Source organism: Paenibacillus ottowii, assembly GCF_050516475.1.
GTDB classification, from domain to species: Bacteria; Bacillota; Bacilli; order Paenibacillales; family Paenibacillaceae; genus Paenibacillus; species Paenibacillus ottowii.
This window is the reverse complement of record NZ_CP191577.1, coordinates 1,727,041-1,751,150: the sequence shown is the minus strand read 5'-3', so window position 1 is coordinate 1,751,150 and position 24,110 is coordinate 1,727,041. Positions and strand designations below refer to the sequence as shown.

The 24,110-nt window shown below is 39.9% G+C and carries 19 protein-coding genes and 1 pseudogene; 7 read left to right on the top strand and 13 right to left on the bottom strand.

The window, feature by feature from the left end:
- The first annotated feature begins 28 nt into the window (after positions 1 to 28).
- Positions 29 to 910 carry a carbohydrate ABC transporter permease gene (locus tag ACQQ6X_RS08250; protein ID WP_305164969.1) on the top strand — a complete coding sequence of 294 codons (882 nt, stop codon included), beginning with the start codon at positions 29 to 31 and terminating at the stop codon, positions 908 to 910.
- 193 nt (positions 911 to 1,103) lie between these two features.
- On the opposite strand, the gene ACQQ6X_RS08245 is transcribed toward ACQQ6X_RS08250, so the two are convergent.
- The 3 genes from ACQQ6X_RS08245 to ACQQ6X_RS08235 all read right to left on the bottom strand — a co-directional run bounded on the left by ACQQ6X_RS08245 (position 1,104) and on the right by ACQQ6X_RS08235 (position 5,390).
- Complete coding sequence (locus tag ACQQ6X_RS08245) at positions 1,104 to 1,526, bottom strand: hypothetical protein (protein ID WP_305164967.1); 423 nt, start codon at positions 1,524 to 1,526, stop codon at positions 1,104 to 1,106.
- Between the two features lie 408 nt (positions 1,527 to 1,934).
- Positions 1,935 to 2,300: a hypothetical protein gene (locus ACQQ6X_RS08240; protein ID WP_025365544.1), complete on the bottom strand. Its 366-nt coding sequence runs from the start codon at positions 2,298 to 2,300 to the stop codon at positions 1,935 to 1,937.
- 15 nt (positions 2,301 to 2,315) lie between these two features.
- Positions 2,316 to 5,390: a contractile injection system protein, VgrG/Pvc8 family gene (locus ACQQ6X_RS08235; protein WP_305164965.1), complete on the bottom strand. Its 3,075-nt coding sequence runs from the start codon at positions 5,388 to 5,390 to the stop codon at positions 2,316 to 2,318.
- A gap of 381 nt (positions 5,391 to 5,771) precedes the next feature.
- Here ACQQ6X_RS08235 and ACQQ6X_RS08230 point away from each other — a divergent pair, with 381 nt between their 5' ends.
- The 5 genes from ACQQ6X_RS08230 to ACQQ6X_RS08210 all read left to right on the top strand — a co-directional run bounded on the left by ACQQ6X_RS08230 (position 5,772) and on the right by ACQQ6X_RS08210 (position 10,155).
- Positions 5,772 to 6,734, top strand: coding sequence for a helix-turn-helix transcriptional regulator (locus tag ACQQ6X_RS08230; RefSeq protein WP_305164963.1), 963 nt, complete (start codon positions 5,772 to 5,774; stop codon positions 6,732 to 6,734).
- Between the two features lie 109 nt (positions 6,735 to 6,843).
- Positions 6,844 to 7,470, top strand: coding sequence for a type 1 glutamine amidotransferase family protein (locus ACQQ6X_RS08225; RefSeq protein ID WP_305164962.1), 627 nt, complete (start codon positions 6,844 to 6,846; stop codon positions 7,468 to 7,470).
- 51 nt (positions 7,471 to 7,521) lie between these two features.
- Positions 7,522 to 8,046: a VOC family protein gene (locus tag ACQQ6X_RS08220; protein ID WP_305164961.1), complete on the top strand. Its 525-nt coding sequence runs from the start codon at positions 7,522 to 7,524 to the stop codon at positions 8,044 to 8,046.
- Positions 8,047 to 8,312: 266 nt separating this feature from the next.
- A complete protein-coding gene (locus tag ACQQ6X_RS08215; RefSeq protein WP_305164960.1) occupies positions 8,313 to 9,818 on the top strand; it encodes an alpha/beta hydrolase family protein in 1,506 nt (501 codons plus the stop codon).
- A gap of 88 nt (positions 9,819 to 9,906) precedes the next feature.
- Entirely contained in the window at positions 9,907 to 10,155 is a 249-nt protein-coding gene (locus ACQQ6X_RS08210) for a helix-turn-helix domain-containing protein (RefSeq protein ID WP_305164958.1), read from the top strand.
- Between the two features lie 58 nt (positions 10,156 to 10,213).
- Here the strand turns inward: ACQQ6X_RS08210 and ACQQ6X_RS08205 are convergent, their stop codons facing one another.
- The 10 genes and pseudogenes from ACQQ6X_RS08205 to ACQQ6X_RS08160 form a co-directional block, all read right to left on the bottom strand.
- The gene (locus tag ACQQ6X_RS08205; protein WP_305164957.1) at positions 10,214 to 11,641 is read right to left on the bottom strand and encodes a pyridoxal phosphate-dependent decarboxylase family protein; all 1,428 of its coding nucleotides are present in this window, start codon (positions 11,639 to 11,641) and stop codon (positions 10,214 to 10,216) included.
- Between the two features lie 612 nt (positions 11,642 to 12,253).
- Positions 12,254 to 12,613, bottom strand: coding sequence for a putative zinc-binding protein (locus tag ACQQ6X_RS08200; RefSeq protein WP_013311396.1), 360 nt, complete (start codon positions 12,611 to 12,613; stop codon positions 12,254 to 12,256).
- A gap of 187 nt (positions 12,614 to 12,800) precedes the next feature.
- Positions 12,801 to 13,133: an Imm8 family immunity protein gene (locus ACQQ6X_RS08195; protein ID WP_305164956.1), complete on the bottom strand. Its 333-nt coding sequence runs from the start codon at positions 13,131 to 13,133 to the stop codon at positions 12,801 to 12,803.
- Between the two features lie 210 nt (positions 13,134 to 13,343).
- On the bottom strand, positions 13,344 to 13,994 hold the full coding sequence (locus ACQQ6X_RS08190; RefSeq protein WP_430493563.1) for a hypothetical protein: 651 nt from the start codon (positions 13,992 to 13,994) through the stop codon (positions 13,344 to 13,346).
- A 329-nt stretch (positions 13,995 to 14,323) separates the two neighbouring features.
- Entirely contained in the window at positions 14,324 to 14,923 is a 600-nt protein-coding gene (locus tag ACQQ6X_RS08185) for a hypothetical protein (RefSeq protein ID WP_305164953.1), read from the bottom strand.
- A gap of 260 nt (positions 14,924 to 15,183) precedes the next feature.
- Positions 15,184 to 15,375: a hypothetical protein gene (locus ACQQ6X_RS08180; protein ID WP_305164952.1), complete on the bottom strand. Its 192-nt coding sequence runs from the start codon at positions 15,373 to 15,375 to the stop codon at positions 15,184 to 15,186.
- A 36-nt stretch (positions 15,376 to 15,411) separates the two neighbouring features.
- A complete protein-coding gene (locus ACQQ6X_RS08175; protein ID WP_305164950.1) occupies positions 15,412 to 15,711 on the bottom strand; it encodes a hypothetical protein in 300 nt (99 codons plus the stop codon).
- A 354-nt stretch (positions 15,712 to 16,065) separates the two neighbouring features.
- On the bottom strand, positions 16,066 to 16,551 hold the full coding sequence (locus ACQQ6X_RS08170; RefSeq protein WP_430493562.1) for a hypothetical protein: 486 nt from the start codon (positions 16,549 to 16,551) through the stop codon (positions 16,066 to 16,068).
- Positions 16,552 to 16,553: 2 nt separating this feature from the next.
- Positions 16,554 to 19,787: a contractile injection system protein, VgrG/Pvc8 family gene (locus ACQQ6X_RS08165; RefSeq protein WP_305164948.1), complete on the bottom strand. Its 3,234-nt coding sequence runs from the start codon at positions 19,785 to 19,787 to the stop codon at positions 16,554 to 16,556.
- Positions 19,788 to 20,894: 1,107 nt separating this feature from the next.
- Positions 20,895 to 21,725, bottom strand: a pseudogene (locus ACQQ6X_RS08160) (methyltransferase domain-containing protein).
- Between the two features lie 565 nt (positions 21,726 to 22,290).
- Between ACQQ6X_RS08160 and ACQQ6X_RS08155 the strand changes: the two are divergent.
- On the top strand, positions 22,291 to 24,110 hold a 1,820-nt coding region (locus ACQQ6X_RS08155), incomplete at its 3' end, for an ATP-dependent nuclease (protein ID WP_430493561.1).

Sequence of the window (24,110 nt, the reverse complement as noted above, 5' to 3'; positions counted from 1 at the left end):
CAGAGGACAGAAAGAGGGAGGAACGGATATGAAAACCCAGGCAGCCGCCAACTATCCGCTTGGAGTCGCTACCCGCGGCAAAATGTTAACTCGGGTCGGTTATGCCGCTTTGTATATCATTTTAATCATCTTGGCGGTGACACAGCTTTTGCCACTAGTGTGGCTGATGCTATTCTCGCTTAAAAATAATCAGGAAGTGTTTAACCTTCCACCGTTTGCACTCCCGTCCCAGCCGCATTGGGAAAACTATATGAATGTGTGGACCAACGGCAATATCGGACGGTATTTCTTCAATAGTGTGTGGATCACAGTCATATCTGTGGCGCTGACAGTGTTGCTGGCCAGCTTTGTTACGTTTGCCATTACACGTATGCGGTGGAGAGGGAGTCAGCTGGTCCTCGGGCTTTTTATGGTCGGACTCATGATTCCGGTCCATTCGACCTTGATCCCGTTGTTCAGTATGTTTCTCAAACTGCATCTAACAGATACTTCGGTATCCATCATTCTCTCGTATGTCGCTTTTAATCTACCGACAACAATGATGATTTTGCTAGGCTTCTATTACGCCCTGCCCCGTGAAGTGGAAGAGGCGGCCGTTATGGATGGCTGCTCCGTCAACCGGATGTTCTTCCGAATTGTGCTGCCCATGACCACCCCTGTCATGGCAACGACGTCTATTATTAACATGATCTACAACTGGAATGAGTTTATTTTCGTCAATACGTTCATCAGCTCGGACGAAAATAAAACGCTGACCGTCGGCGTTCAGAACTTTATCGGACAGTATACGACCGACTGGGGAGCAATCGGAGCCACGCTGATGATCAGCATTTTGCCCATATTGCTCGTGTTCCTCATCATGAGTGACCGAATTGTGGAAGGGATCGCAGCCGGGTCGGTTAAGGGGTAAAGAAAATTCGCCTGATTAGAAGAGCACCCCCTAGTGTAGACATTGGATCAAACCTCTTGGTTTGTCCGATGGTTGCTAGGGGGCATTTTTATGTGAGTCTAGTTTGTGGTGAATGAAAATGAAGTAGAAAACCCATAATGTTAAGCCTTTTAAGAAAAATTATCCGAATTTATTGACAAACTATTGACATGGCTTATTTGAATCTTTCTAAACTATGATATGGATTCGAAATATTTCCACCAACTTCATCAATTGTTTCTATAATTTCTTTTAAAATTAATTCGTCTATATCCTTATCTTGATTTATTGAATCTTTAATTTTTTGAAAGCAATTTTTTAGTCCGAGGTTTACAACAATTGAAAGAATGATATCTACATCATCATAAGAGTCAGTATTCCACAACCTGTGAAGCACCTTATCTATACTATTTCTTACTTCGATTTCCAATAATTCGTAGGTCATAACTTGTCTATCTGTTAATTGACTAAGAATTAATAAAAAATCCTTTTTCTCAATTTTACCAGTATCAAATTCATTCAATACGTATTGAAACATCAACGCTAATGTTTCTGTTGGTAATACATCAGGTAAAATCTCAATTTCTTTAAGATTCATTCTTTTGTTTCGCCTCTAATGGAATATGAACTTCATTTAAAGATTAATTTTAGTCCATGTCCTATCGGTTTTTATAAACTTATTTTTGCCCAACTGTCGAATAGATGCTTCATCTTTTGATAGAATGTATCCTTTTGTTCACCGGAAAATCTTTGATAAAATCATTTCACCACACTTCGAGAAACCAATCTGACATTACACATCTCCCTCCTGTGGTTGGTGTATATTAACTCTGAGGGGAGGAATGGCAAATCATTTAACCTGTGTAAAAAGGCTTATTCCTACAGTCAAGTTGTAAAGAGCATTGAAAGTTTATCAAGTATTGAACTACTAGTGTTTGATTTATTAGTTGTATTGTATGATTCTGCTCTTGGTTTGTTAAACTACAACAGCTAATTATATTGCGTACTACTCATCAGCAATCCACACAGTTTCGTTTAATCTCCAAGAATCAGACAATAACTTGCAAAGCTCTATAAGCAGTTCCTTTGTCTCCACATTTAATTGCTCTGTTTTTATTTCTTGTAGTTGTTTTAAGGCAATTGCTATATCTGGGATCTGCCATGGTCTTTCCCACCAAGGCTCTTCAACATTGTAGTAATATGCCAGACCTGTCCAACCGCTTTCTTCTGGCTTTATTCCCCTCATTATTTCATCAAAGTAACCATCCCAGATTCTTATTACATACTTATCACCATTAGAGAGATGCCTTATAAATTGTATCTCTCCTTCGCCCTCATAACCTTCATAGTATTTACTATTTATTATTTCCATGACTCCATCTCCTTGTTATGGTGCTGGCCAGTGTCCATTTTCCAACATCTTATTTTGTTCTGCTGTCGCAGTACCATTCTTTCTAGCGTTAATAGCAGTTTGCCATTCATGTCTTGGAGTCCATTGATTATCACCAGTTAAAATATGATACGTCCTCTGCTGTCCAGTAGTATTTCCTGGTGTGGTTCGTTCAATAACCCAAGTATTTCCTTGATTTTGAGGCGCTCCAGGTGTGCGCGTATGCCAACGTCCTTCATACTTGTAATAACCGTCTGACCATTTAAACTGTATCTGCTCATACCCAGTCTTTGACTGTATTTTTACTGATGCAGTAGGAGGAATACTTATTGGGGAAGATTGAGAGAGATTTGAGCGTATTCTCGCTTCTCTATCCTGCGCTTTCCAATCTTCTCGTGTTGTCGTTCTTTCATCGGGTTGCGGCTTATAGCCTCTGTTTTCAAGACCTTGTCCGGTCCCCTCCATTTTAGGCGCTTTCTCATTTGGGTTGCCTGCTTTTGAAGGCATAACTTCTGATGCGTTCTCAATAGGCTCGGACGCATTTTTTGTAGTAATGCTTTTTTGATCTATTCGCTGTTGAATTCTCCTCACATTTACTCTTGCGAGCCTAGCGTTCTCAGATGCCCCTTCTTTGCTCATTTTGGAGAATTCATTTTTAAAGGCTCTACCTTCACCACCTCGACCGTCGAGTGCAAACGGCTCTGCTGTTAGGTTTGCATAGCTCATCCATCGTTGTTCTTCCGGTGTGATGCCCTCTTGATTAGATAGAACCAAAAAATCTCCTGGATAGTTTTGTTTCCAGTCATCGTAGTATTTAAAATCTGGATCTCCATTCGCCATACGAACCACCCCGTCCTCAGCACGGTAGCTTCCTAGCGGAATTTCAGGTCTGCGATCACCTTCTAATGAAGCCCAATAGACATAATCACTATAAATTCTCTCATACTCTTCATCTGTAAGCTCTGGTGGCGCAGCTTCTTTTTTCGCTTTAAGGGCTTTAGCTCTAGCTTCTTTTTCTGCTTTAAGAGCAGCTTCAGCCCTTGCTTTTTCTTGTTCTTTATATTCCCTCAGCATTCTATCTTTAACACTTTTAGGTACCTGTTGATAGGCATGAACCATGGTTTTCGATGTTGTCAGCAAGTTTTGGATCAACTCTAATCGGCTGCCGGAATGTACTATTTGACGTGCGCTTGTATACACTTTCCCCAGAATCCATTTGCTATAGTAGGCATGTCTCGCTTGCTCATGTTCATACTCAGTAATTAACCCTTGTAATGCTAGACCAGCCAAGTGTTTCAACGGATGAATGCCGTTCCCCTTACCGCCTCCTCCAACGGTAGGGGTCCCTTTGCTCCGAACTGGGATCGCTGCGGTTGCTCTCAGAATCACACCTCCTGCAGGTCCACTTAGCGCTCCTGCAACAACGCCAGCCACTTTTCCCATCACTGGAATGGAGCCTAATAGCTTGGACACCGTACCCATCAAGGCATTCGCCTGTTTAAGCTCTGCTGGACTGGTGACTTTTGCTTTAGGGGTAGAGGCTTGGCTGCTAGATGAATCCTTGGCTGCTGATTGAGCTGCTTCATAGGCTTTGATGCTCATGAGTGGCGGCTCGGGCACAGGAGGGAGGTCAGCAACGAAAACAGGTGCTTTTACCGTTCCTTCCTGATAAATCACTGGAGCTTTGGTATCCGTCTCACCATCCAGTACCATGCTGCTGGCTCCACCTTTTAAGTATAGCGCCGTGCCAGCTTTGAGTGATAGTTCCTCGCCTGCACCCAGCTTCACATGACCACCCTGAATCTGCACATTCCCCGGACTGTCGATGGTAATGCCGCTACTTTCATGCAGTGTAATGGAAAATTCACCGGAGGTGGATAGGGTCAGTTCATGTTCAGACATTTCTACGCCGCTACCTTGGATATGTTGCCATACCTTCACATTCGGCTGTCCATTGGTGTGGCGTTGTTGTCGCAGCGAATCCGTTACATAGGCATCCTGTTCGCGGTGGGTGGGCAGATACAATTCCACCTGTTCCCCGATCTCAGGCATATCGAACCAGCCACTATGTTCTTCCGCGACATAACGGGTGGCGATGGGAAACCAGCACGCTTTGGCAGGATCTTGCTTCGGGTCAATGTCCAGTTGAAGCTGTACAAAATCCTGCTGTACCTTCAGCACCGTTCCTGTCAGCGAAATTCCAGTAGCCTGATCGTTTTCATACCGTGAATAGCGGATATCTTGTTCGGCTTGAAGATCGTAACGGGTGTGCAGTAAGCCATCTGCTAAGATTGTCACGGCTCGAACCACGACCAGTTCTTTGCCTTGTCCAATAGGTAACGTGATGAGGTCGCCTAGTGCATAGTATTGCAGGCTTTCAATCATATAGGTGACATACGAGCCAGCACGTTCTCCCGGCTTTTCCGCATCCAACTCATGAAACGTTTTTCGTACACGATAAAATACATCCCGCTCTACCTTATGCTGCTTGCCTTCGGGCATCCCGAAGAAAACCTTGGGCGAAGCTGCGGTTACCTCTGGCACAAGTACGGAACCAAAGCGAGAAGCGAGGCGTTTTAAAAACGCCCAATCAGTTTCCTCATATTGTAAAACAAATGTCTCTAGTTTGGCATAGTGGCTTACCGTATCAATGGCATCTCCGTACTGATATTTTCGAATCATCGTAGTGACCAGATCATCATAAGTGCGGTGAATATCTTGATAGGAGCGTCTTTTTACCTTGATATCCGTCTGGTACGAATGGGAAGCGGCCTCCAGTTCAAATGTATACACGCCTCGTACGCAGTGTACGGACATACGTGTAACAATTCCGTGAAACAGTCTTCTCAGCGATTGTCCCTGATCATTTAACTGACGAATGACAATCGGCTCTTGCTCCATATTTTGGCTGATACAAGCGGCTCCCTGTTCTTCGGAGAGTATGCCACTGATATGTAAATAGGCATGATCGTTAATGGTACGTGTTATTTGAAGTTGTTCGATGTGTAATGGCTGAAAGGGACCATAAAAGCGTAGGCTTTCATATCCGATCCCAGCTGATAATACGCTCAAGTGAGTTCATAACTCCTTTCTAGATGCGATGGGTATTTCCAAGTAAAGCACTTCATCTTGAAATTGCTTGTGATTAAAGAAGTCGCAGATGAGCACAAACGGTGATTAAAGATAGATATGTAATGTATTTTGGGGGTGTTTTGTATTAAGAAATGAGAGGTGATATTTAATAAACAACCCAGCATATGTATTTATCGGTTAAAAGAGAGATTTAGTTTACAGAATGACCCATTCGTTATGGTTTTTACTATGTGTAAATCTGGAATTGGAAGATATGAGAGGGACGTATAGAATGGAAAAAAGCATATAATAGGTGGTAAGAAGAATCCAAAGAGTTATTTATAAAAGATTGAGCTTTAATGAGAGAGGGGGGGTCAGGTTATGCCAAAAAACGATAATATGCTGGCCATTTTATGGATGCTGAATTCGGGTGTAAAAATGACCGCAAAACAAATATCTGAAAAGTTAGAAATAAATATAAGGACAGTTTATCGGTATATTGATGCTCTATGTGCCAGTGGAGTGCCTATCATATCCGACACGGGTCATCATGGCGGGTATAGCTTGCTGAATAATTTTATTAGAGCACCCTTACTCTTTGATATGGAGGAAAAAAAGGCACTCCTTCATGCTGCTGTTTTTGCAAAAGAAGCTGGATATCCTTTAAGTGAGGCATTAAGCAGTGCGACGTCAAAGTTGAAAATGTATTCGAATCAAGAACAGGAAAGTATACTTAGCCGTCATTTAGCCGGATTTGAAGTGATAAATCGCATGGGAAATCCTTCTCTTCAGCCGGTATTGGCCGAATTGGAGCAGGCTGTAGCCAACCAATTTTCTGTAGAAATGGATTATCGCACAAGCCATGAAGAACAACCCAAGAATAGGGTGATAGACCCCTATGGCATGGTGTACTGGAACAACAAATGGTATACTGTTGCATTTTGTCACCTAAGGAATGAGATCCGTAGTTTTCGGGCAGAGCGTATTTTACAGATCAAGCGTACTCCAAGCCTATTTAAGCGTCCTGAGGCTTTTTCGGCTCGTGAATTTTTTATGCAAAGTCTGTTACCTGATTTAGTAGGTAAGGATGGTTTAATCTCTTTAATGGTCGGAGGCAGGTCAAAGGCATTGGATGACTTATGTCTACATTGGTTTTTGGGGCATCATCTGAAAGAGCGAACCGCTAATCAAGCCATCTTTTTGCTTGAGGAAAAATCAATTCATACATATGTGCCTTATTTACTCCTGCCCTACGGGAAATCTATTCAAGTCATCGAACCACAGAGTTTGAAGAAAAAACTTGCCGCTGTTGCGTCGGATTTAATGGAATATTATCAGCGCTAAAAGCTTCACTGACAGTAGATGTCAGTGAAGCTTTTTTATAATGGGGATGATCACGGGTTACCGAGGGTTGGTATCACTTGATAAATTATAAAATAAGGAGAACCTGTGAATGAATAGTACGGTATATCTTTATGTATTTGACACTATGGCAGACTGGGAGATCGGTTACTTAACTGCCGAACTGAACTCGGGGAGATATTATAAAAAGGGGCTGGTCCCATCCAAAATAGTTACCGTGGGAATAGAGAAGACTCCTGTTACTACCATGGGCGGATTGAAAATCCTGCCTGACATCAAACTGGACGAGTGCCGTATTGAGAGCACGGATGCATTGATTTTACCCGGTGGAAATACATGGACAGAAACCATTCATCAACCGATCTTAAAAATTGTTGAGAGATGTATAGAGGAAGGTATATGGGTGGCGGCGATTTGTGGTGCTACCATCGGACTTGCCCAGGCAGGACTGCTGAATTCACGTTGGCATACAAGCAATGATCTGGAATACCTTAAAATGATCTGTCCCACCTATACGGGCGAAAAGTATTACAAAATGGAGTCTGCTGTAACGGATGGAAAACTAATCACTGCATCTGGAATGGCTCCGTTGGAATTCTCCGTACACGTGTTGAAAGCCCTGAGTGTGTTTTCTTCTAAAACATTAGAAGCCTGGTATAGTCTTAATAAGACACGTGCTTCCAAACATTACTATGAATTGATGGATTCCATCCAATGAAGGTATAAGTATAAAACTGATCTGTTACGATCATTTAAAGGAGGAGTCAAAATGACTGAAAGCAGAGAATACATGGGAGTGTCAGGTAAATATACAAAGAAGGGGGTGCCCAACGGCTTTACATCTATTACTCCGTTTATTACCGTGAAGAATCCTCCGGAAGCGATAGAGTTCTATAAAGCTGTTTTTAATGCAAGAGTTAAGGATATTACTGAATATCCGGATGAGAATGGCAATAAAATCATCGTTCATGCGGAATTAGATTTTGGAAATGGTTTTTTGCAGCTGGGGGCAGCGAATCCAACATATCAATTGGTCTTGCCGCCAGATGAAGGAAATGCGTGTTATTCTTTCGGAATTTACGTAATGAATGTGGATCAGGTCATTGAAAATGCGGTAGCAAGAGGAGCGAAAGTAAGGGAACCCGTTACAAACTTTGTTTCAGGCGATCGATTCGCAAGTATATTGGATCCCTGTGGAGTAAGATGGTCTATTATGACCAGGATCGAGGATTTGTCAGAAGAAGAAAGCAGTCGTAGGGTTGCTGAATGGGCCAAAAGTTTTAGTGGAGAATAAATGCATGCGATCACTTTTTGTGTATTAAAAGTGACTATCTGCTTAAATGAGGTAATTACTATAGGAGATATTGGATAATTAATTTTTTGTGAAACAAACAACCCCGCCCGAAAGGCAGGAATCAGCACATTACATGCTGTTTTCTGCGCAGTCGTCACGCGACCTTACAAGAGTGTTAGGCAATTGTCATCTAGATCAATGGTATCAACCTAGCTGCTCCTCTATACTAATCCATTGATGGGATTATTTTATTAGGGGGAGTTGGCGTGAGGGTTTTTGAAATGCTGCTATTCTTTTCAAGTGCTTGTTTGTTGGCACTCCTGTTCATTACCAATCAACGTATCCGAAGATCAGCTTTGCTCCTGACAAGTGGAGCAAGCTCCATTTTTTTAGTGATACATTTGCTTGTCGAAGGATACAGGATTCAGCTTTTATTTTTATACGGATTTACGCTCCTGATGCTTATGCTTTCGCTTATAAACGTTTTCATAACGCCGAAAGTCGTTCGGACTGCCTCGCGAATCCGTAGGGTGCTGGGCCGCCTTTTTATCGTGATTGGGCTAATCGCAACAGGGTGCTTCCTCTATGTGTTTCCCGTATTCAACTTTCCCGCGCCAACCGGCGAATTGAAGGTAGGCACGCAAGTATTTCATTTCATCGATCCAAGCCGGGAGGAGAAATTTGGCAAAACTGAGACAGGCAAGAGGGAATTGATGGTTCAGGTCTGGTATCCGACTCAAGCTAGCATCGGCAAGTACGCTCCCTTTATTCCCGATACTCAGATTTTACGTTATATGGCCGCGAACTATGGCCTTCCCGGGTTTACGTTTCAACACCTGAAGTACGTATCCAGTCATGCTTATTCGGGAGCCGAAGTCTCTTCGGCACAGACTTCATACCCGCTGATCCTTGCGAATCCCGGCAACGGCTCGTCCAGGTTCTTCCACACGTCGCAAGCCGAAAATCTCGCGAGTCACGGATATATCGTGGCAGTGATCGACCACACCTACAATACATTTGCAACCGAGTTTCCGGACGGTCGAATCACGACCAGCACAACCAACGACTTATTCTCGCCCGACCATGATTACCGGACGGAAAGCGGAAATCGTGACAAGTTGGGAAAAGTTTTAACCGGAGATGTAGCGTTTACGCTGGACCAATTCGAGCTCATTCAATCGGGGCAGATTCCAAGTCATCTAAAAGGGAAGATTGATCTCGGTCATGTCGGGGTGTTCGGCCATTCCATCGGTGGAGCGACGGCCTATGACGCTTCTTACGATCCGCGAATCGCGGTTGGAATAGACTTTGATGGAGGGCTTTATCGACTGCGTGACAGAGAGGGTCTGCGAAAGCCGTTTTTGTTTATCAACTCGGAAAGCTATTTCGAAAAATTAAAAATGGTGATGGATAACCGGGTCTACACGGATGCAGAGCTTAAACGTATGGGATCAACAAGAGAGTGGGAGGATCAAGTAACGGAAGATAAAAAGTTGGAGCTTGAACGGATGCGCGAAACGGTCGACGAAGGGGGACAAATCCTCTATATCGAAAATACGGAGCATTTGAATTTTACCGACGTACAGTTCATTTCTCCGATTTTTAAAATGTTGGGTATTACAGGAAAGATTGCGCCTGAAAGAGCGAACTCCGTTATCAATGCCTACATGCTGGATTTCTTTGATATGTATCTGAAAAATCAAGGCGGAATCTTAATGAAAGGACCGGATAGCCGCTTTCCAGAGGTGAAGTTCGTAACCTCGCTATTATAAATTATGGAACAGGCAACCGATTTTGATATGCTCCCTTTCAAGTAGACAGGTTTAATAAATAAACCGCTACTTGAAGGGGAATTTTCCTATGTCTAAGAAGAACGAATACAATACGATTGAGAAACTAGCCATCATACAGGAGTTAAAAGCAGGACAGAGCAGCCGTATGGAAGTAGCAAAAATACATAACATCAGCGTTACCACCTTAGTAAAATGGCGACATCGCTATGAGTTGTACGGAATTGAGGGGTTAGAACATAAAAATTTCAAAAATATATTTTGGCCTGCTTCAAAGAGTGGGCCAAAGAGGGGCGGCTTGCCCCTCTTATTTTCGTAATGCTGAGCATTTTTATTTATTTACAGAAAGTGTAGCACTTTATTTTCACAATTGAACATCATAAAAAAACTTTTTTCTCATTCAATGATCTTGCTATATTCGATAATAGCTGAACTGTATTTCTTATCTCATCTTCCGTAGTGTCTGGGTGAATTGCGCAGATTCTGAGAACAGTCTTTCCATTGAGTTGTGTAGTAAGCACTGTGGCGTACCCATTAGTTACCATTTCTTGGGAGATCCTTTTATTGAGTGAATCTAATTCCTGGTCGGATAGCCCAGGTGGTGCATATCGAAAATTAACAATCGCTAATTGCGCGGGGCATACAATTTCCCAATGATTATGTTTTTTGATTTCATCTTCAGCCCATTCTGCGAGTTGAACTCCATGCTCTATCACTTCACCGACAGCATTCGTGCCTAAAGCTTGCAGTGTCACCCATAGTTTCAGACTTCGAGCAGGCCGGGTTAACTCTGGACCCAAATCCCAATAATTAATATGTTCTTCATCAGTCTCGGCATCCTTCAAATATTCTGGGCGTGTGCTGAAGCAGTTTTTAAGTTGCTGCTTATCTTTGGCTAAAACCACGCTGCAGGAATAGGTCTGCATTAGCCATTTGTGTGCATCCCAGGTGATACTATCTGAACGCGATATCCCGCTTAAAAGAGACTTATATTTCGAAGAAGCCAAAATCGACGCACCGTAAGCTCCATCCACGTGTAACCAAATATTATGTTTTTCACATAAGTCAGCAATTTCGTTTAGCGGGTCAATGCTTCCTGTATTGGTTGTGCCTGCCGTGGCAATGACCGCAAAAGGCTTCATGCCAGCCGCCTGATCATCCATTATTTTTTTCTCTAAGGCCGAAACAACCATACGAAAATTTTTATCACTTGGAACCTTCCTGATTTGATCACTACGGAATCCGAGGATGCGTAGCCCTTTGGCGACCGATGAATGAGTTTGATCTGAAACATAAGCAGTTCCAATGGCATATTCCTGCTCGGATAACCTTGCATTGCGTGCAGCGGCTAAAGCGGTCAAATTCGACAGCGATCCGCCCGACAGAAATAAGCCCCCAGCAGTATCGGGGTATCCTGCCTGGTCACACATCCACCGGATCACTTCCCCCTCTAAAAGGCTTGCGCTCGAACTCTGCATCCAGCTTCCGGCGTGGGTATTATAAGCACAGGTCATGATATCTCCTAACCAAGAGTAAACAGACACGGGACTAGGAATCATTGCGAAAAAACGAGGGTGTTGCATGAAGGCTTGATGAGAATAGACGTTTTTCCTCATTTCATCGACAATCTCTTTTACGGGTCTTCCTTTTTTGGGAAAGCCAATTTCCCTTAAATGAGCTATTGTATCCTCATCTGCAATGTTGATTACTTTTTGAGATCGAATGTTATTGTTTTCTGCTATAAATGAATGTACGAACTGCTCAATAATCTCACCTAATTGCTGATTTGGTTCTTGATTCATCATAAGCATCTCCATCTCCTTTGTTTAACTTCAACCAAAGTACAATATAACATCTGTTGTCATTTTGTGATATTTACCGATTTTATCATTACGTTTATTTTTAGGCTCTTCGCTATTACGTAAAGTAATTTTTAAGGGCAAAGCAAAGATAGCTGTAAAATCGCCGTTCAGTGCAAATGTTGGAAACGTGATGTTGAGAATGTATAGTACTCCAACTCAAGGTTGTTAAGCAGGCAGGTACATAGTTGCTGTATTGCTTGGATGGTAACGACGAGTAATTTTTACAAGGCAGCTAAGGAGGTGGGGGAGCTTGAATATAGGAGGGGGAACCTTAGTTATCTGAAAAGTATTCAAAAAAGAATGTATAGTCACTTGTAAGAAAAGGGTTCGAAAACGCTTTGCCATATGTTGCAAATGAGCTGCTTAAAAATTTGAAAAATGACTCTAATTAGAGCTCCAAATTCTTTAGGGTTTTTATATCCAATGATTAAACTGGGATTAAAAAAATACTGGTGGCCCTTAAAGATGTGTTAGGAGCCACCAGTGAAAACTATTTATGATATTGTTACATAATAAGAGCCATCTTTCGGTACATACCTTAACTTTGACTAAGAATTATTGTCCGATTTGTTCTAAGATTTGTGTGTAAGCATTTCTATAATGATCGGGGTTAGGATCTTCTCCTATGATCTTGGGTACGTCAAAGTCAGACAGCAGGAAATGGTGTTTGGGTTGAACCTCATGCCTTGCTAAGCAACTCTTGCAACAGGACAAGGGACAGCCGTCAATTGCAATGATGTCACGTCCCGATTTCGCTGTTCTGACAAGGGGTTTGACATCACCACCAACACCAGCTATACAGGACATTTCAGCGACTTTTTCTCGATCCATTTGTATAGCGATCATGTTAGCGGTTTGTGCTGCGGAGGAACATCCAGAACAAGAATAGACAAGAGGTAAATCAGTTCTTTTCATCTTTGTACACTTCCTTGTTTTTCTTTTTGATCGATCACGGTATCTTTGGTTTCAGCTGAAATAAATTTAAAATTGTTTGTATTTTAACTTGAATTTACAGTCTAAACCGTGATTGTGATCACTACATTATTTTTGTGAAATCTGCTATAGGGCTAACTGTGTGTATGTAAATCAGCTAGATCTCCAATTATTCATCCATCTCCCAACGAAAATATGTAGATAGGTTTTTGTATGCCTTCTTAATATCATCATCTGTGCATTTATTAATGATACGATTTAATGTGGCTTCAAGTGTATTTTCATTAAAGTCTTTTGCTATAAAATGACCATGCCCGATAATAATATCACCTTGATCTGTCATTCTATCTAACCTTTTAGGACTTACTAGTTCAAATGAAAACATGTCTGATGCTCCATTTATTTCACTGGGTCCGATATCTACATTATAAGTAATATAGAAGTCGTCTATATCTTCACCCCAATCCTCATACATCTTTGTTAAAGCCTTTATTATAAGCATTTAATTATTCTCCTATTCTTCAATATCAATATGAACATTACTTATCTGCTTTGGTGCCCATGCTTTACCAGCGCTGTATTCTTCGAACATTTTCTCTTTCAAGTCAAACGCCTTTAGACGGGGAGAAGTGGCAAGTCATTGTTTTAGGGAAATGTTAGAGGCGGGTTCTACGATTTCTTGTCCGTAGTGATTTCTTTGGCGTTATGTTTTTTACTTTGGTAAAGTGTAAGTAACGTCAAATGGGTTCTTATCTTCAAAAAAATCGGTGTATAGCTTTGCAACTTCGTTTGAACTCAAGTTCATATTAAGTCGCAATAAGCCCCCTAATTTCACCAATATGTCAGCTTCTTTTGAGGTTACTATTTTCTTTTGTACTATATGTTCTGTATTTTTTGGGGTTACCCACGCCCAATCATTCATAGCCGCTTCAGTAAATGGATATCCAAAAGATAACGAACTGACATGAGTGTATTCTGAACACAGGGGATGAACAATTAATAAAAAGGCTGCAATTATTCCTGAACGATATTTTATCCTCTGTGCATTTTGAACCTCTTGAGCAAATGATTCTAGGTAATGAGGGGTTTCTCCCCAATTAGAACGTCCCATTGAAACTAGTATTTCAACGGCAAATTTATTATTTAATTTATTGGCCAATTGTAAGAATATCTGATTGTTTGTAGAGCCAGAGGCGGTAAATGCACCTAAACATCTTGCAGCTTCCTGAACGTTAGTCGCACCTTCTGATATAAGTTTCACATATTCGTCCAACATCGTATCGTCGCTAACGAATTCTGGAGATTCCACAATTGTTTCGATTAAAAGTGCCTTTGTGCTCTGTTCTTTAACCAGAGGAATCATACTAACAAGTTGAGCAAAATAGTCACCCTCTAATTCTTCTAAATTGCAATCATTTTTTAATAAATTTAGAGCAGCTACTATAACACTATCATCTTTACACTATCATCTTTATCTAAAGACGCGTTTGTTATGAGGTGTATAATTTTTTCAATCACATATTTCTTCCTCTCGGGTTTAGATTAAAAGTCATCTTAATCATTTAATTTGTTCTTTTAGTAGGCTAATGATAGGGAGGGATGAAAAATTATTTTTTTCGTGGAAAAAAGGCTCATTCCTCATCGTTTCAGATAGAATGAGCCATTATATGATCCTTTTATTTAACATTTGAACTACTCACTCTTAATAGCTCTTCTCCCAGATCCAAAATACTCTTGGAAAAAGTTGAAGTCAAACAACTTCCCTTGAGGTTTAATTTGTTTAGGCTCTACTTTTTTTAAATTTGCTTGCTCTATGCTACTGCTATTCATAAAATTAAAAGGAACTGTTTCTTTAATATCAAATGTTAATGTTATTTTAGGTTTACTTTCAGTAACAATCATTAATGCTACGTAGCAATCCTCTAGGAAAGATAACTTCCCCCCGCATTTACATACAATATCACCGCTATCAATTGTATGGTGCCAACTGTAATATTGCTCACGTCCTGCAAGGAGGTTACCTTCAATTAGTTTGAAATCTGCTCCCTTGACCCCCTCAATTCGAACTTTCATTTTTCCAAATACAAAAAGTGAATCATCTTTTGCGGGGAATCCTATATATTGCAATTTGTCCTTAAAATTATAAATATCTATCACTGTATTTATGAGTTCAAATTCGTATATGCCTCTGATATCACTTGGAAAATTCAAGAAAATAGTTGGTGTAAATTCTCCATCACCATCTATAATTCCATCAAATTCTTCATTACTTATATCAAGAGTAAGTATCATCCACTATAACCTCACTTTCTTATAAAGGTATACTGATCTAGCATTGGCGATTTAATATTTTCCCCATCTGTAGTTAAATAGCTGCCGTCATTGGGTATTTCTAGTCTTTCACCTTTTACCTTCAACCCTTTATCCTCTAATGTTCTCACCAGCTTGTTCATATTACCAAACGGCATTAGGGCCAAGAGGAAAGTAAAAAGAACAAGTCAATCATGGCAGTATTTGACCATAATCGACTCGTTCGACTTAATTGGGAAATGTTACCTCCTATATCGGCTATCTTTAAAAAAGTCCTCTTCCAAATAAGGATAATTCAGTAGCTCTAGATTTTCTTTAGTGATATACCTGGTTTGATATTCATCTAGATTATTATTGATAAATAAACGCCCTTTAATTCTTTTTAATAGTGGGTATGATGAATCATCTTCAACGACCAAATCTTGATCGTTCATTCGTAATAGTTTTCCAATAACTTCGAGTAGCTTTAACTATCCAATGTCAAAAGTACGCGATACAAAATGAATACTAATAAGAATATTTGTATCTACGCCGTGATCTTCGAGGTTCATTTCTCGAAAACGTTCTAAATAGTCATCCTCATCATCTAAATTAATGCTTATAGAAAAATAAGTACAACTAATACTTACCTGTCGAGCATCAGACCAATCTTTTACTTCTACTTCATAAAAATTTATTTCCATTGCTAACACTTCACCTATCATATTATAAAGCAACTTTCCCAAGGCTTCTCTAGACAGATTAGAGCCAATAGATAACCTAAAGTCCATTTTACTCAAACCTCCAGTACGCTCTAGTCTAGAGTTAATGCGGTGAGATCATATTCCTCCACATAATCTGCTCTGGGCTTCCCATTCCTCCCTTATACCATCCGGTAAGTACGTCAGCAATATTTCTTTTAAAAGTAAATGTGCAGTTTTCGCAAGCTTTTTTTGCATGCTTGCTATCTATATCTGTTTTGACATTAATTTCGTCTTCTTTTGATTTTGAGTATAAAAAAAGCTCATCCTACTCATAGATTCAATTCGAAATAAGCCTTTTAAAGTTTACTAATTTTATGTCTTTTCTAATGTCTGGTTTGTTAGTTGCATTGTACGATCTTGTTGTCACATTGTACTTATAAGTTAGTTTTTGGGATTCTTATAGCACCAATCTGGGTCATACGGTAATGATTTTAATTTTTGAATGTCTTCCCAACTGTAAACCCAATCATAATCTGCAATCCAAAAATAATCATCAGGATTTAGCTTGAGGTATTCGTAAATAAAATTGAATATCAACTCTTGATTACCATAAATATCCTCGATATGACCGACTTGACACAGCAATAGATTTGTATCTAATCCTAAATCTTCATGATAGTAAAAATCAATACTTAAACTATTAATACTATGAATATAAAAGATTAATGAAGTTTCGTTGTTCTCCGCAAATGATTTATTATTAATATTCAGCGTTGTATATGAAAACTTCCCCTCATTTGAGTAATTTTTATTGTTGTAGAAATAGAGCGATGCATCCGAATGAAAGGCTGCAACTATACTATCTGCTAACAGCTTCTCAGGAGAATATCTCTCTTTTTTCGTTAAAATAACTGCCGGAGTCCCCATCTTTACTTTAATACCCCCTTGAGTTCATCTATAGAGTTTACAATAGTAACACCTTTAGATTTAATGATTTCCAATTTTATTAGATCGTTCTGATGTAAATTAGTCAATGGCTTGTCAATATATAAAATGACTTTCTTCTGGTTATGATTAAAATAACCGTCATGATTTACATTAACGTATTTATCGAACTGTTCAACGTTTGTAACGGCTTTTAATGATTTCTTAACTTCAATAATTTCATCCTTAGTGACTACGTCAAAATCGCCCGCCGGGTTACCATCTGCCCTTTGAATTTTCTGGCCAAATGCTGTTACTTCCTTATTTTCTCTAACAGCGGAAGCTACTTTTGCCTCAGTAGCTTTGCCCGGGTCTTTACTGTTTAAAAGATTATCAATATCGCGATTAATATTTTTCGGATGTTGATCATCCCAAATTAACTCATTACCAGCCGAATTCGTATATTTTGTTTTATTTCCACTCTTGACTACACTACCAACATTAGAAGCTTTTAGAGTATCTTTAGGAGGCTTGCTCGAATTCGGCAGTTTAGGTGACTCCTTAGGTCTACTTGAATTTGCCCCATTATAAATCGCCGAATCATTGAACTCATCAATGGGTCTGTTTACACCTGGACCACCCTTTGGATTGGGTTTTGCAGGCGGATTTTCTGCAATAGGTGGTTGGCTGGACCTGGCAGGAGAACTTCCAGCACTCCCTATACCGATTCGGGTTGCCACAATCCCATAGGTCGTGTCTTCAACTAAATCGCTTAAGCCTGTCCTTTCCATGTAATCTCCAGATTTTTGTCCAATGAAGCCTTGATTGTATCGAGAAATGAGTGCATCCATTTTCTCTTTGTCCAACTCAATAGCATTTGAAGAATCCACACCCATCGATACCAAACCATCTTCAATGGCATTGAGAGTTCCTTCATCCCATACTTGCGTTCGTTTTGCGTTGATGATACGCTGGATGGCGGCCAATTTATTAGGATCTTTAATATCATACAGTGATAGTTTGCGCTTCATTGTAATTTCAGTGCGCAGTGCTTGCTCTGCTTGTTTTAGCTTATTTTCATCCTGCCACCAGTTGGCTGTAAAATAATCAGTTTGATTCCAATATGAAGTATATTCACTAGTTTTTCTTTCTCGCCATAATGCAAGTTTAGAATTCTCATGTTTCTGTGTTTGTGCTGCTTGAATGCGTTGTTTTTCTTCGTTATCCCGGAGCCATTTCTCTTGAATATTTTTAGGAACCTGCTGATATGCATGAGCCATGGCATTTGACTCTTTTAACAGGTTTTGGACCAGTTCCAGTGGGCCACCCGAAAGCGCTATGTGACGTGCACTCGTATACACTTTGCCTAAAATCCACTTGCTATAATAAGCTTCCTTAGCCCGTTCATGCTCGTATTGGCTTATTAGCCCTTGGAGCGCTAAACTAGCCAGATGCTTCAGTGGATGCAAACCACCTTTAGGAGCACTACCTACAGCGTGATTTGTTCCTTTGCTCCGAACAGGGATTGCTGCGGTTGCTCTCAGAATCACACCTGCCGCAGGTCCACTTAGCGCTCCTACAACAAAGCCAGCCACTTTCCCCATTACCGGAATGGAGCCTAATAGCTTGGATACTGTCCCCATCATGGCATTCGCTTGTTGAAGCTTTGCTGGACTGGTGACTTTTGCTTTAGGAGGAGAGGCTTGGCTGCTTGACGATGTCTTAGCTGCTGATGGAGCTTGCGCCGCCTGATATGCTTTGATGCTCATCAATGGAGGTTCTGGAACAGGAGGGAGGTCAGCTACGAAAACTGGAGCTTTTACCGTACCTTCTTGATAAATCACTGGGGCTTTGGTGTCTGTCTCACCATCCAATACCATGCTGCTGGCTCCACCTTTTAAGTATAGCGCCGTTTCAGCTTCCAGTGAAAGTTCCTGTCCAGCAACAAGCTTCACTTGACCACCCTGAATTTGCACATTCCCCGGACTGTCAATCGTAATGCCGTTACCTTCATGAAGTGTAATGGAAAATTCACCGGAGGTGGATAGAGTCAGCTCATGCTCAGACATTTCTACGCCACTACCTTGCACATGTTGCCATACCTTCACATTCGGCTGTCCATTGGTGTGGCGTTGTTGTCGCAGCGAATCCGTTACATAGGCATTCTGTTCGCGGTGGGTGGGCAGATACAATTCCACCTGTTCCCCGATCTCAGGCATATCGAACCAGCCACTATGTTCTTCCGCGACATAACGGGTGGTGATGGGAAACCAGCACGCTTTGGCAGGATCTTGCTTCGGGTCAATGTCCAGTTGAAGCTGTACAAAATCCTGCTGTACCTTGAGCACCGTTCCTGTCAGCGAAATTCCAGTAGCCTGATCGTTTTCATACCGCGCATAGCGGATATCTTGTTCAGCTTGAAGATCATAACGGGTGCGCAGTAGGCCATCCGCTAGCATAGTCACTGCTCGAACCACGACCAACTCTTTACCTTGTCCAATGGGTAACGTAATGAGGTCACCAAGCGCATAGTATTGCAGACTTTCAATCATATAGGTGACATACGAGCCAGCACGTTCTCCCGGCTTTTCCGCATCCAATTCATGAAACGTTTTCCGTACCCGATAAAATACATCCCGTTCCACCTTGTACTGTTTGCCTTCTGGTATCCCGAAGAAAACCTTGGGCGAGGCTGCGGTTACCTCTGGCACAAGTACGGAGCCAAAGCGAGAAGCGAGACGTTTTAAAAACGCCCAATCGGTCTCATCATATTGTAAAACAAATGTCTCCAATTTGGCATGGTTGCTTACCGTGTCAATGGCATCTCCGTACTGATATTTTCGAACCAGTGCTGTGACCAGATTATCATAAGTACGGTGAATATCTTGATAGGAGCGTCTTTTACGTTTGATATCCATCTGGTATGAATGGGAAGCAGCCTCCAATTCAAAAGTATACACGCCTCGTACGCAGTGTACGGACATACGTGTAACAATCCCATGGAACAGCCTTCTCAGCGATTGTCCCTGATCATTTAACTGACGAATGACAATCGGCTCTTGCTCCATATTTTGACTGATACAAGCGGCTCCCTGTTCTTCGGAGAGCATACCACTGATATGTAAATAGACATGATCATTAATGGTACGTGTTATTTGAAGTTGATCGATGTGTAGGGGCTGAAAGGGACCATAAAAGCGTAGGCTTTCATATCCGATCCCATCTGATAATGCGCTCAAGTGAGTTCATGACTCCTTTCTAGATTTGACGACTATTTCCAATTAAAGTATGTCATTTTTAATTCGCTTCTGATTATAGAAGACACGGATGAGTACAGCTTTGAGTCGAGATAGATATGTATTACAAGATTTGTACGTTATAAAGGGACGAGAGGTGATATTTAATAAACAACCCAACATATGTATTTATCGGTTAAAGGAAAGATTTAGTTTACAGAATGACCCATTGTTGGGGTAATTACAATTTGTATTTTTGGAAGTAGGTGATATAGGAGGGAATGCGGAAAAAAGCATATAATAGGTGGTAAGAAGACGTATATCCTTTCCATCGTCTCGACACATGTGGAGTGCGTGGTAGTAATATATCGAGATGAGATGTAGAAGCACACAAAGTCATCTCAAAGCATAAACAGTCGTACTAAAGCATAAAAAGTAGTGTTACGAGCCGAGCGAGAAAGGGGTTCCGTTCCTGTTTTCCTCGGCTCTTTTTCCTATTTCTACCGCAAAACATAGAAAGTTCGCCCAAATCTCCGCTATTCATCATTTTTAATAAAAAAGTCGCCCAAATCTCCGCTAATCATTGAACAGAGGCGGTTTTTCTCCTGTTTTTTTTCGATCATTTCCTTCGATTTTCTTTTGCCCTATCCCCAGCTTTTCCTGTCATTTCCCCTACCCTTAGTTCGACTTTAATTGCTTTTTTTACCCCCCGATTTTTCCCGTTCTGACTCAAAAATTCCTCTGTTTCTTCTTACGACTATTATTTCAGGGAGAAATTGGGTGAGAGCGTGAGTGAGAGGCTGTGAAGCCTTGTGGCTGTAAGGCGAAACTGCGGTGGGGCAAAGGTGACATGGATGATACGACTATTTAGGAAATGCACATAAGAAGCAGTGATGTACAGGGTTTAAGAACAACTTTAATATGTTCGTGCATTCAGAAAATCGCTTTAAGTTTAAGTGCGGGAACATATTTTATTTACAATGGCATGTGAAGTGTACAGTGTTGCTGGTACGGAGGGGCAATTAATTTGGAAGATATACTTGCTTAAATAGTAAAAAGGGGCGGCAAAAGCGAACCCCTCTTTTTGTTGCCTTAAATATGGAAGCATCTTTAGCCTAATGAGGTTATCTTTTGTGCAATAATTTTAGTCATGGCATGTTTGTGAGGAATGCCTGACGAGTTACAGTCGAAAATAACTTCCGAACTTTCTTCAATGAACCAGTCGTGATAATGTGTAAGCAGTTCACCAGAGTACCACTTATACGCATTAGGTTCTTTTTCAGGTGGTGGAGCAATAAAGGGCTTGTTTACAAACACATTAAAGATATGCAAGCCGTTTGGATTTGTATACTGCTTATAATTTTCAAATATTTCTTTGCGGAATTCCGGTTTTATGTAGTGTAGGACACCGCTTGAAAAGATAACGTCAAAATGCGTATCCAAACGATAATCTAAAATATCTGCCTTAAATACATTAACATGGACACCGACTTTTTCAGCAAGTCTCTTGGTTTTCTCTATACCTGCGTCCGAAACATCAAATGCAGTGACATCATATCCATTTCTAGCAAAAAATAGTGCGTCTTTTCCCTCACCACATCCAATATCCAATAATTTTATGTGTTTATTGGGGGGCATAAACTGCAAAACCTGATAACACACTTTATTAGGTTCAGTACCCCAGTAATATTCTTGCGTTTATATTCTTCCTCGTAAATGGTAATCGTTTTATCCCGTGATACATACCCAAGAAGCTTGTCTATGCTTACTTCTAAAGTTCTTGATAACTGAGGTAGTAACGAAATATCAGGCATTGTCTGAGCATTTTCCCACTTGGATACGGCTTGAAATGAAAGCCCTAGGACTTGTGCAAGCTCTTCTTGTGTAAGTCCTCTTTCTTTGCGGTAATATGCTTATGTTTCTTGCTAAATTCTCCTTCATAAATTCTCCTTCATAAATTCTCACACTCCTTTATGTAATCCAATTCTATTTGAGATTGTTGGTACGAACAATAACTTCATATTTGATTTTTTATAATTTTCAACCACCAGTTGAGCAAAAAGATTTATGACCAATCCTATAATTTATTACTGATATGTTACCTACGACTCCTTGTTTTTTACAGAACACGAATAATCTTGGTCTTCTCTTAATTAGAAGATGAATTGAATTAGGTCCTTGGTATTATTCAAGGGCTTTTTTGGTTCCATATATCCCCATGAATATGCTATAGTGTAAGAAATAAAGAAGATTTATGCAGAATTTAGTAGAGTATTGGGCGGGAGTATCCCCTTGGTCTTGGGTATATAGTCCTTTATATTGGTTGAGATATTTCGATGAGGCGTATTATGCAGAAGGCAGACAAGTTGCTTATGTATTGAGAGGGCTATTTACTTTAATGTACCCGGTCTGCATATGAAGGTGTCCTGATAAGATTTTATGCAATTTGATGTATTAAAGGCCTTTTTTTGGTATTACAAGATACGGGGTATGAAATAACTATCTTATGAGAGATAAAAAATATTGTATAAAGGTTGAGATCATAGTGTATCTTAATTCACTGAAAATTTGGAATTGGAGAAAGTTTGGAGAGAGTGCAAATGGTGAACCATGTATAGATATAATCTTTAACCCGTATTTAAATGTTATTGTTGGGGAAAATGACTCTGGAAAAACCTCGATTATCGATTCGATAAAATTGGGTTTGAGTACTAATAGCCAAGATCAAAACTGGATAAAAGAATCTGATTTTTTTGATATTAATAGACCAATTAAAATAGAATACATCTTTCAAGATCTAACAGAAGAAGAGGAGGCCTATTTCTTTGAATGGATATACTTTGAAGAAGATAGAACATATCTAAGAATATATTTAGAAGCAGAACAAATATTCGATGTAAATATGAAGAATAGGATCGTAAAGAATGTTACGGGCGGTGAGGTAGGAAGAGAGCAACTACTAAGTGATAGTGTGAAGCAACTTTTAACTGTTACTTATTTAAAGCCTTTGCGTGACGCTGAACTTGAGTTGAGTCCAGGGAACAGATCTAGATTTGCTCAAATTTTAAAAAATTTAAGTTTCTTTCAAGAAAATGAAGGTGCATCTAGGAAGGATATCGAAAAAATTTTAAAAGATGCTTTCAAAGATGTACAGACAATTATTGATCAACCTGTCCTTGGAAAAATGAGTACTGTTGTTGAAGCTTTTTTTGAGAAGAATCGAAAGAAAAACCCAAAAATAGAACCTAAACATATGAAATTTGAAGAAGCTTTGAGAAAACTAGAATTGAATTTGGGGGAAATAGGAAGTGGGTTAGGCAGCTCCAATTTATTATTTATGGCTGCGGAACTACTTCTTTTAAGTGATAATAAGATTGGACCAAAGTTAGCGTTAATTGAAGAGATTGAAGCTCATGTACACCCTCAGTCACAACTGAGATTAATTAAATATTTTGAGAAGAAAAGTAAAGAGGAAGGGATTCAGTATATTCTTACATCCCACAGTCCAATATTGATTTCTTCAGTTTCTCTAGAACATCTGATTTTAATCTATAATAATGCTGCTTTTCCTATGAGGTCAGGGTTTACTCTTTTGGAAAAAGATGATTACAATTTTTTTGAAAGGTTTTTGGATGCAACAAAGTCTAATATGTTTTTTGCCCAAGGGATAATCTGTGTAGAGGGAGATGCAGAAAACTTGCTGATTCCAGCATTAGCTGAAGCTATAGGAAGGCCTCTATACGATTATGGAGTTTCAATCGTAAACGTGGGTAATTTAGCATTTAAAAGATATACTTCAATTTTCCTAAGAAAAGAAGGGACTAAGTTGAATTTTCCTGTATCAATAGTCACTGATATGGATTTGAAGCCAATCTCATATTATCGTAACGAACTTTGCTATTTTGAACTTAACGAGGATGATGAGAATGCAATTCAATCAATAATCACTGAAATCAATGGAAAATCAATTAAAGATTTATATATAAAATTTAGTGATTTGACTGATGTTATTAGCGGTCATATAGGAAGAAAAATAACTAGTGATGAGAAACAAGAGATTCATGATTTAATAAAAATAAAAAACAAACAACAATACGGTAAATTTTTAATTAATCGTGAGAAAAGAATTAAAGAAAATTTTAGACACGAAACTGAAATGACACGTGTATTTCTTAGCTCACCTTGGACTCTAGAATATGCTTTAGCTGAGAGTTCGTTATCTACTTTATTACAAGAATCAATTCTAGAAGCTCACTATAAAACTCCTAAAAATAGAGTTTTAAAAAAGAAAGAATGGGATGAAATTGATTCAACTGAGCTAAGATC

What these genes read in the sequence shown, in the direction of transcription:
- ACQQ6X_RS08205 (WP_305164957.1), bottom strand. Translation starts at nt 11,641, where the DNA reads ATGATGAATCAAGAACCAAATCAGCAATTAGGTGAGATTATTGAGCAG.
- ACQQ6X_RS08180 (WP_305164952.1), bottom strand. Translation starts at nt 15,375, where the DNA reads ATGAACGATCAAGATTTGGTCGTTGAAGATGATTCATCATACCCACTA.
- ACQQ6X_RS08250 (WP_305164969.1), top strand. Translation starts at nt 29, where the DNA reads ATGAAAACCCAGGCAGCCGCCAACTATCCGCTTGGAGTCGCTACCCGC.
- ACQQ6X_RS08190 (WP_430493563.1), bottom strand. Translation starts at nt 13,994, where the DNA reads ATGATTCCTCTGGTTAAAGAACAGAGCACAAAGGCACTTTTAATCGAA.
- ACQQ6X_RS08185 (WP_305164953.1), bottom strand. Translation starts at nt 14,923, where the DNA reads ATGATACTTACTCTTGATATAAGTAATGAAGAATTTGATGGAATTATA.
- ACQQ6X_RS08200 (WP_013311396.1), bottom strand. Translation starts at nt 12,613, where the DNA reads ATGAAAAGAACTGATTTACCTCTTGTCTATTCTTGTTCTGGATGTTCC.
- ACQQ6X_RS08170 (WP_430493562.1), bottom strand. Translation starts at nt 16,551, where the DNA reads ATGGGGACTCCGGCAGTTATTTTAACGAAAAAAGAGAGATATTCTCCT.
- ACQQ6X_RS08230 (WP_305164963.1), top strand. Translation starts at nt 5,772, where the DNA reads ATGCCAAAAAACGATAATATGCTGGCCATTTTATGGATGCTGAATTCG.
- ACQQ6X_RS08245 (WP_305164967.1), bottom strand. Translation starts at nt 1,526, where the DNA reads ATGAATCTTAAAGAAATTGAGATTTTACCTGATGTATTACCAACAGAA.
- ACQQ6X_RS08195 (WP_305164956.1), bottom strand. Translation starts at nt 13,133, where the DNA reads ATGCTTATAATAAAGGCTTTAACAAAGATGTATGAGGATTGGGGTGAA.
- ACQQ6X_RS08225 (WP_305164962.1), top strand. Translation starts at nt 6,844, where the DNA reads ATGAATAGTACGGTATATCTTTATGTATTTGACACTATGGCAGACTGG.
- ACQQ6X_RS08175 (WP_305164950.1), bottom strand. Translation starts at nt 15,711, where the DNA reads ATGGACTTTAGGTTATCTATTGGCTCTAATCTGTCTAGAGAAGCCTTG.
- ACQQ6X_RS08220 (WP_305164961.1), top strand. Translation starts at nt 7,522, where the DNA reads ATGACTGAAAGCAGAGAATACATGGGAGTGTCAGGTAAATATACAAAG.
- ACQQ6X_RS08210 (WP_305164958.1), top strand. Translation starts at nt 9,907, where the DNA reads ATGTCTAAGAAGAACGAATACAATACGATTGAGAAACTAGCCATCATA.
- ACQQ6X_RS08240 (WP_025365544.1), bottom strand. Translation starts at nt 2,300, where the DNA reads ATGGAAATAATAAATAGTAAATACTATGAAGGTTATGAGGGCGAAGGA.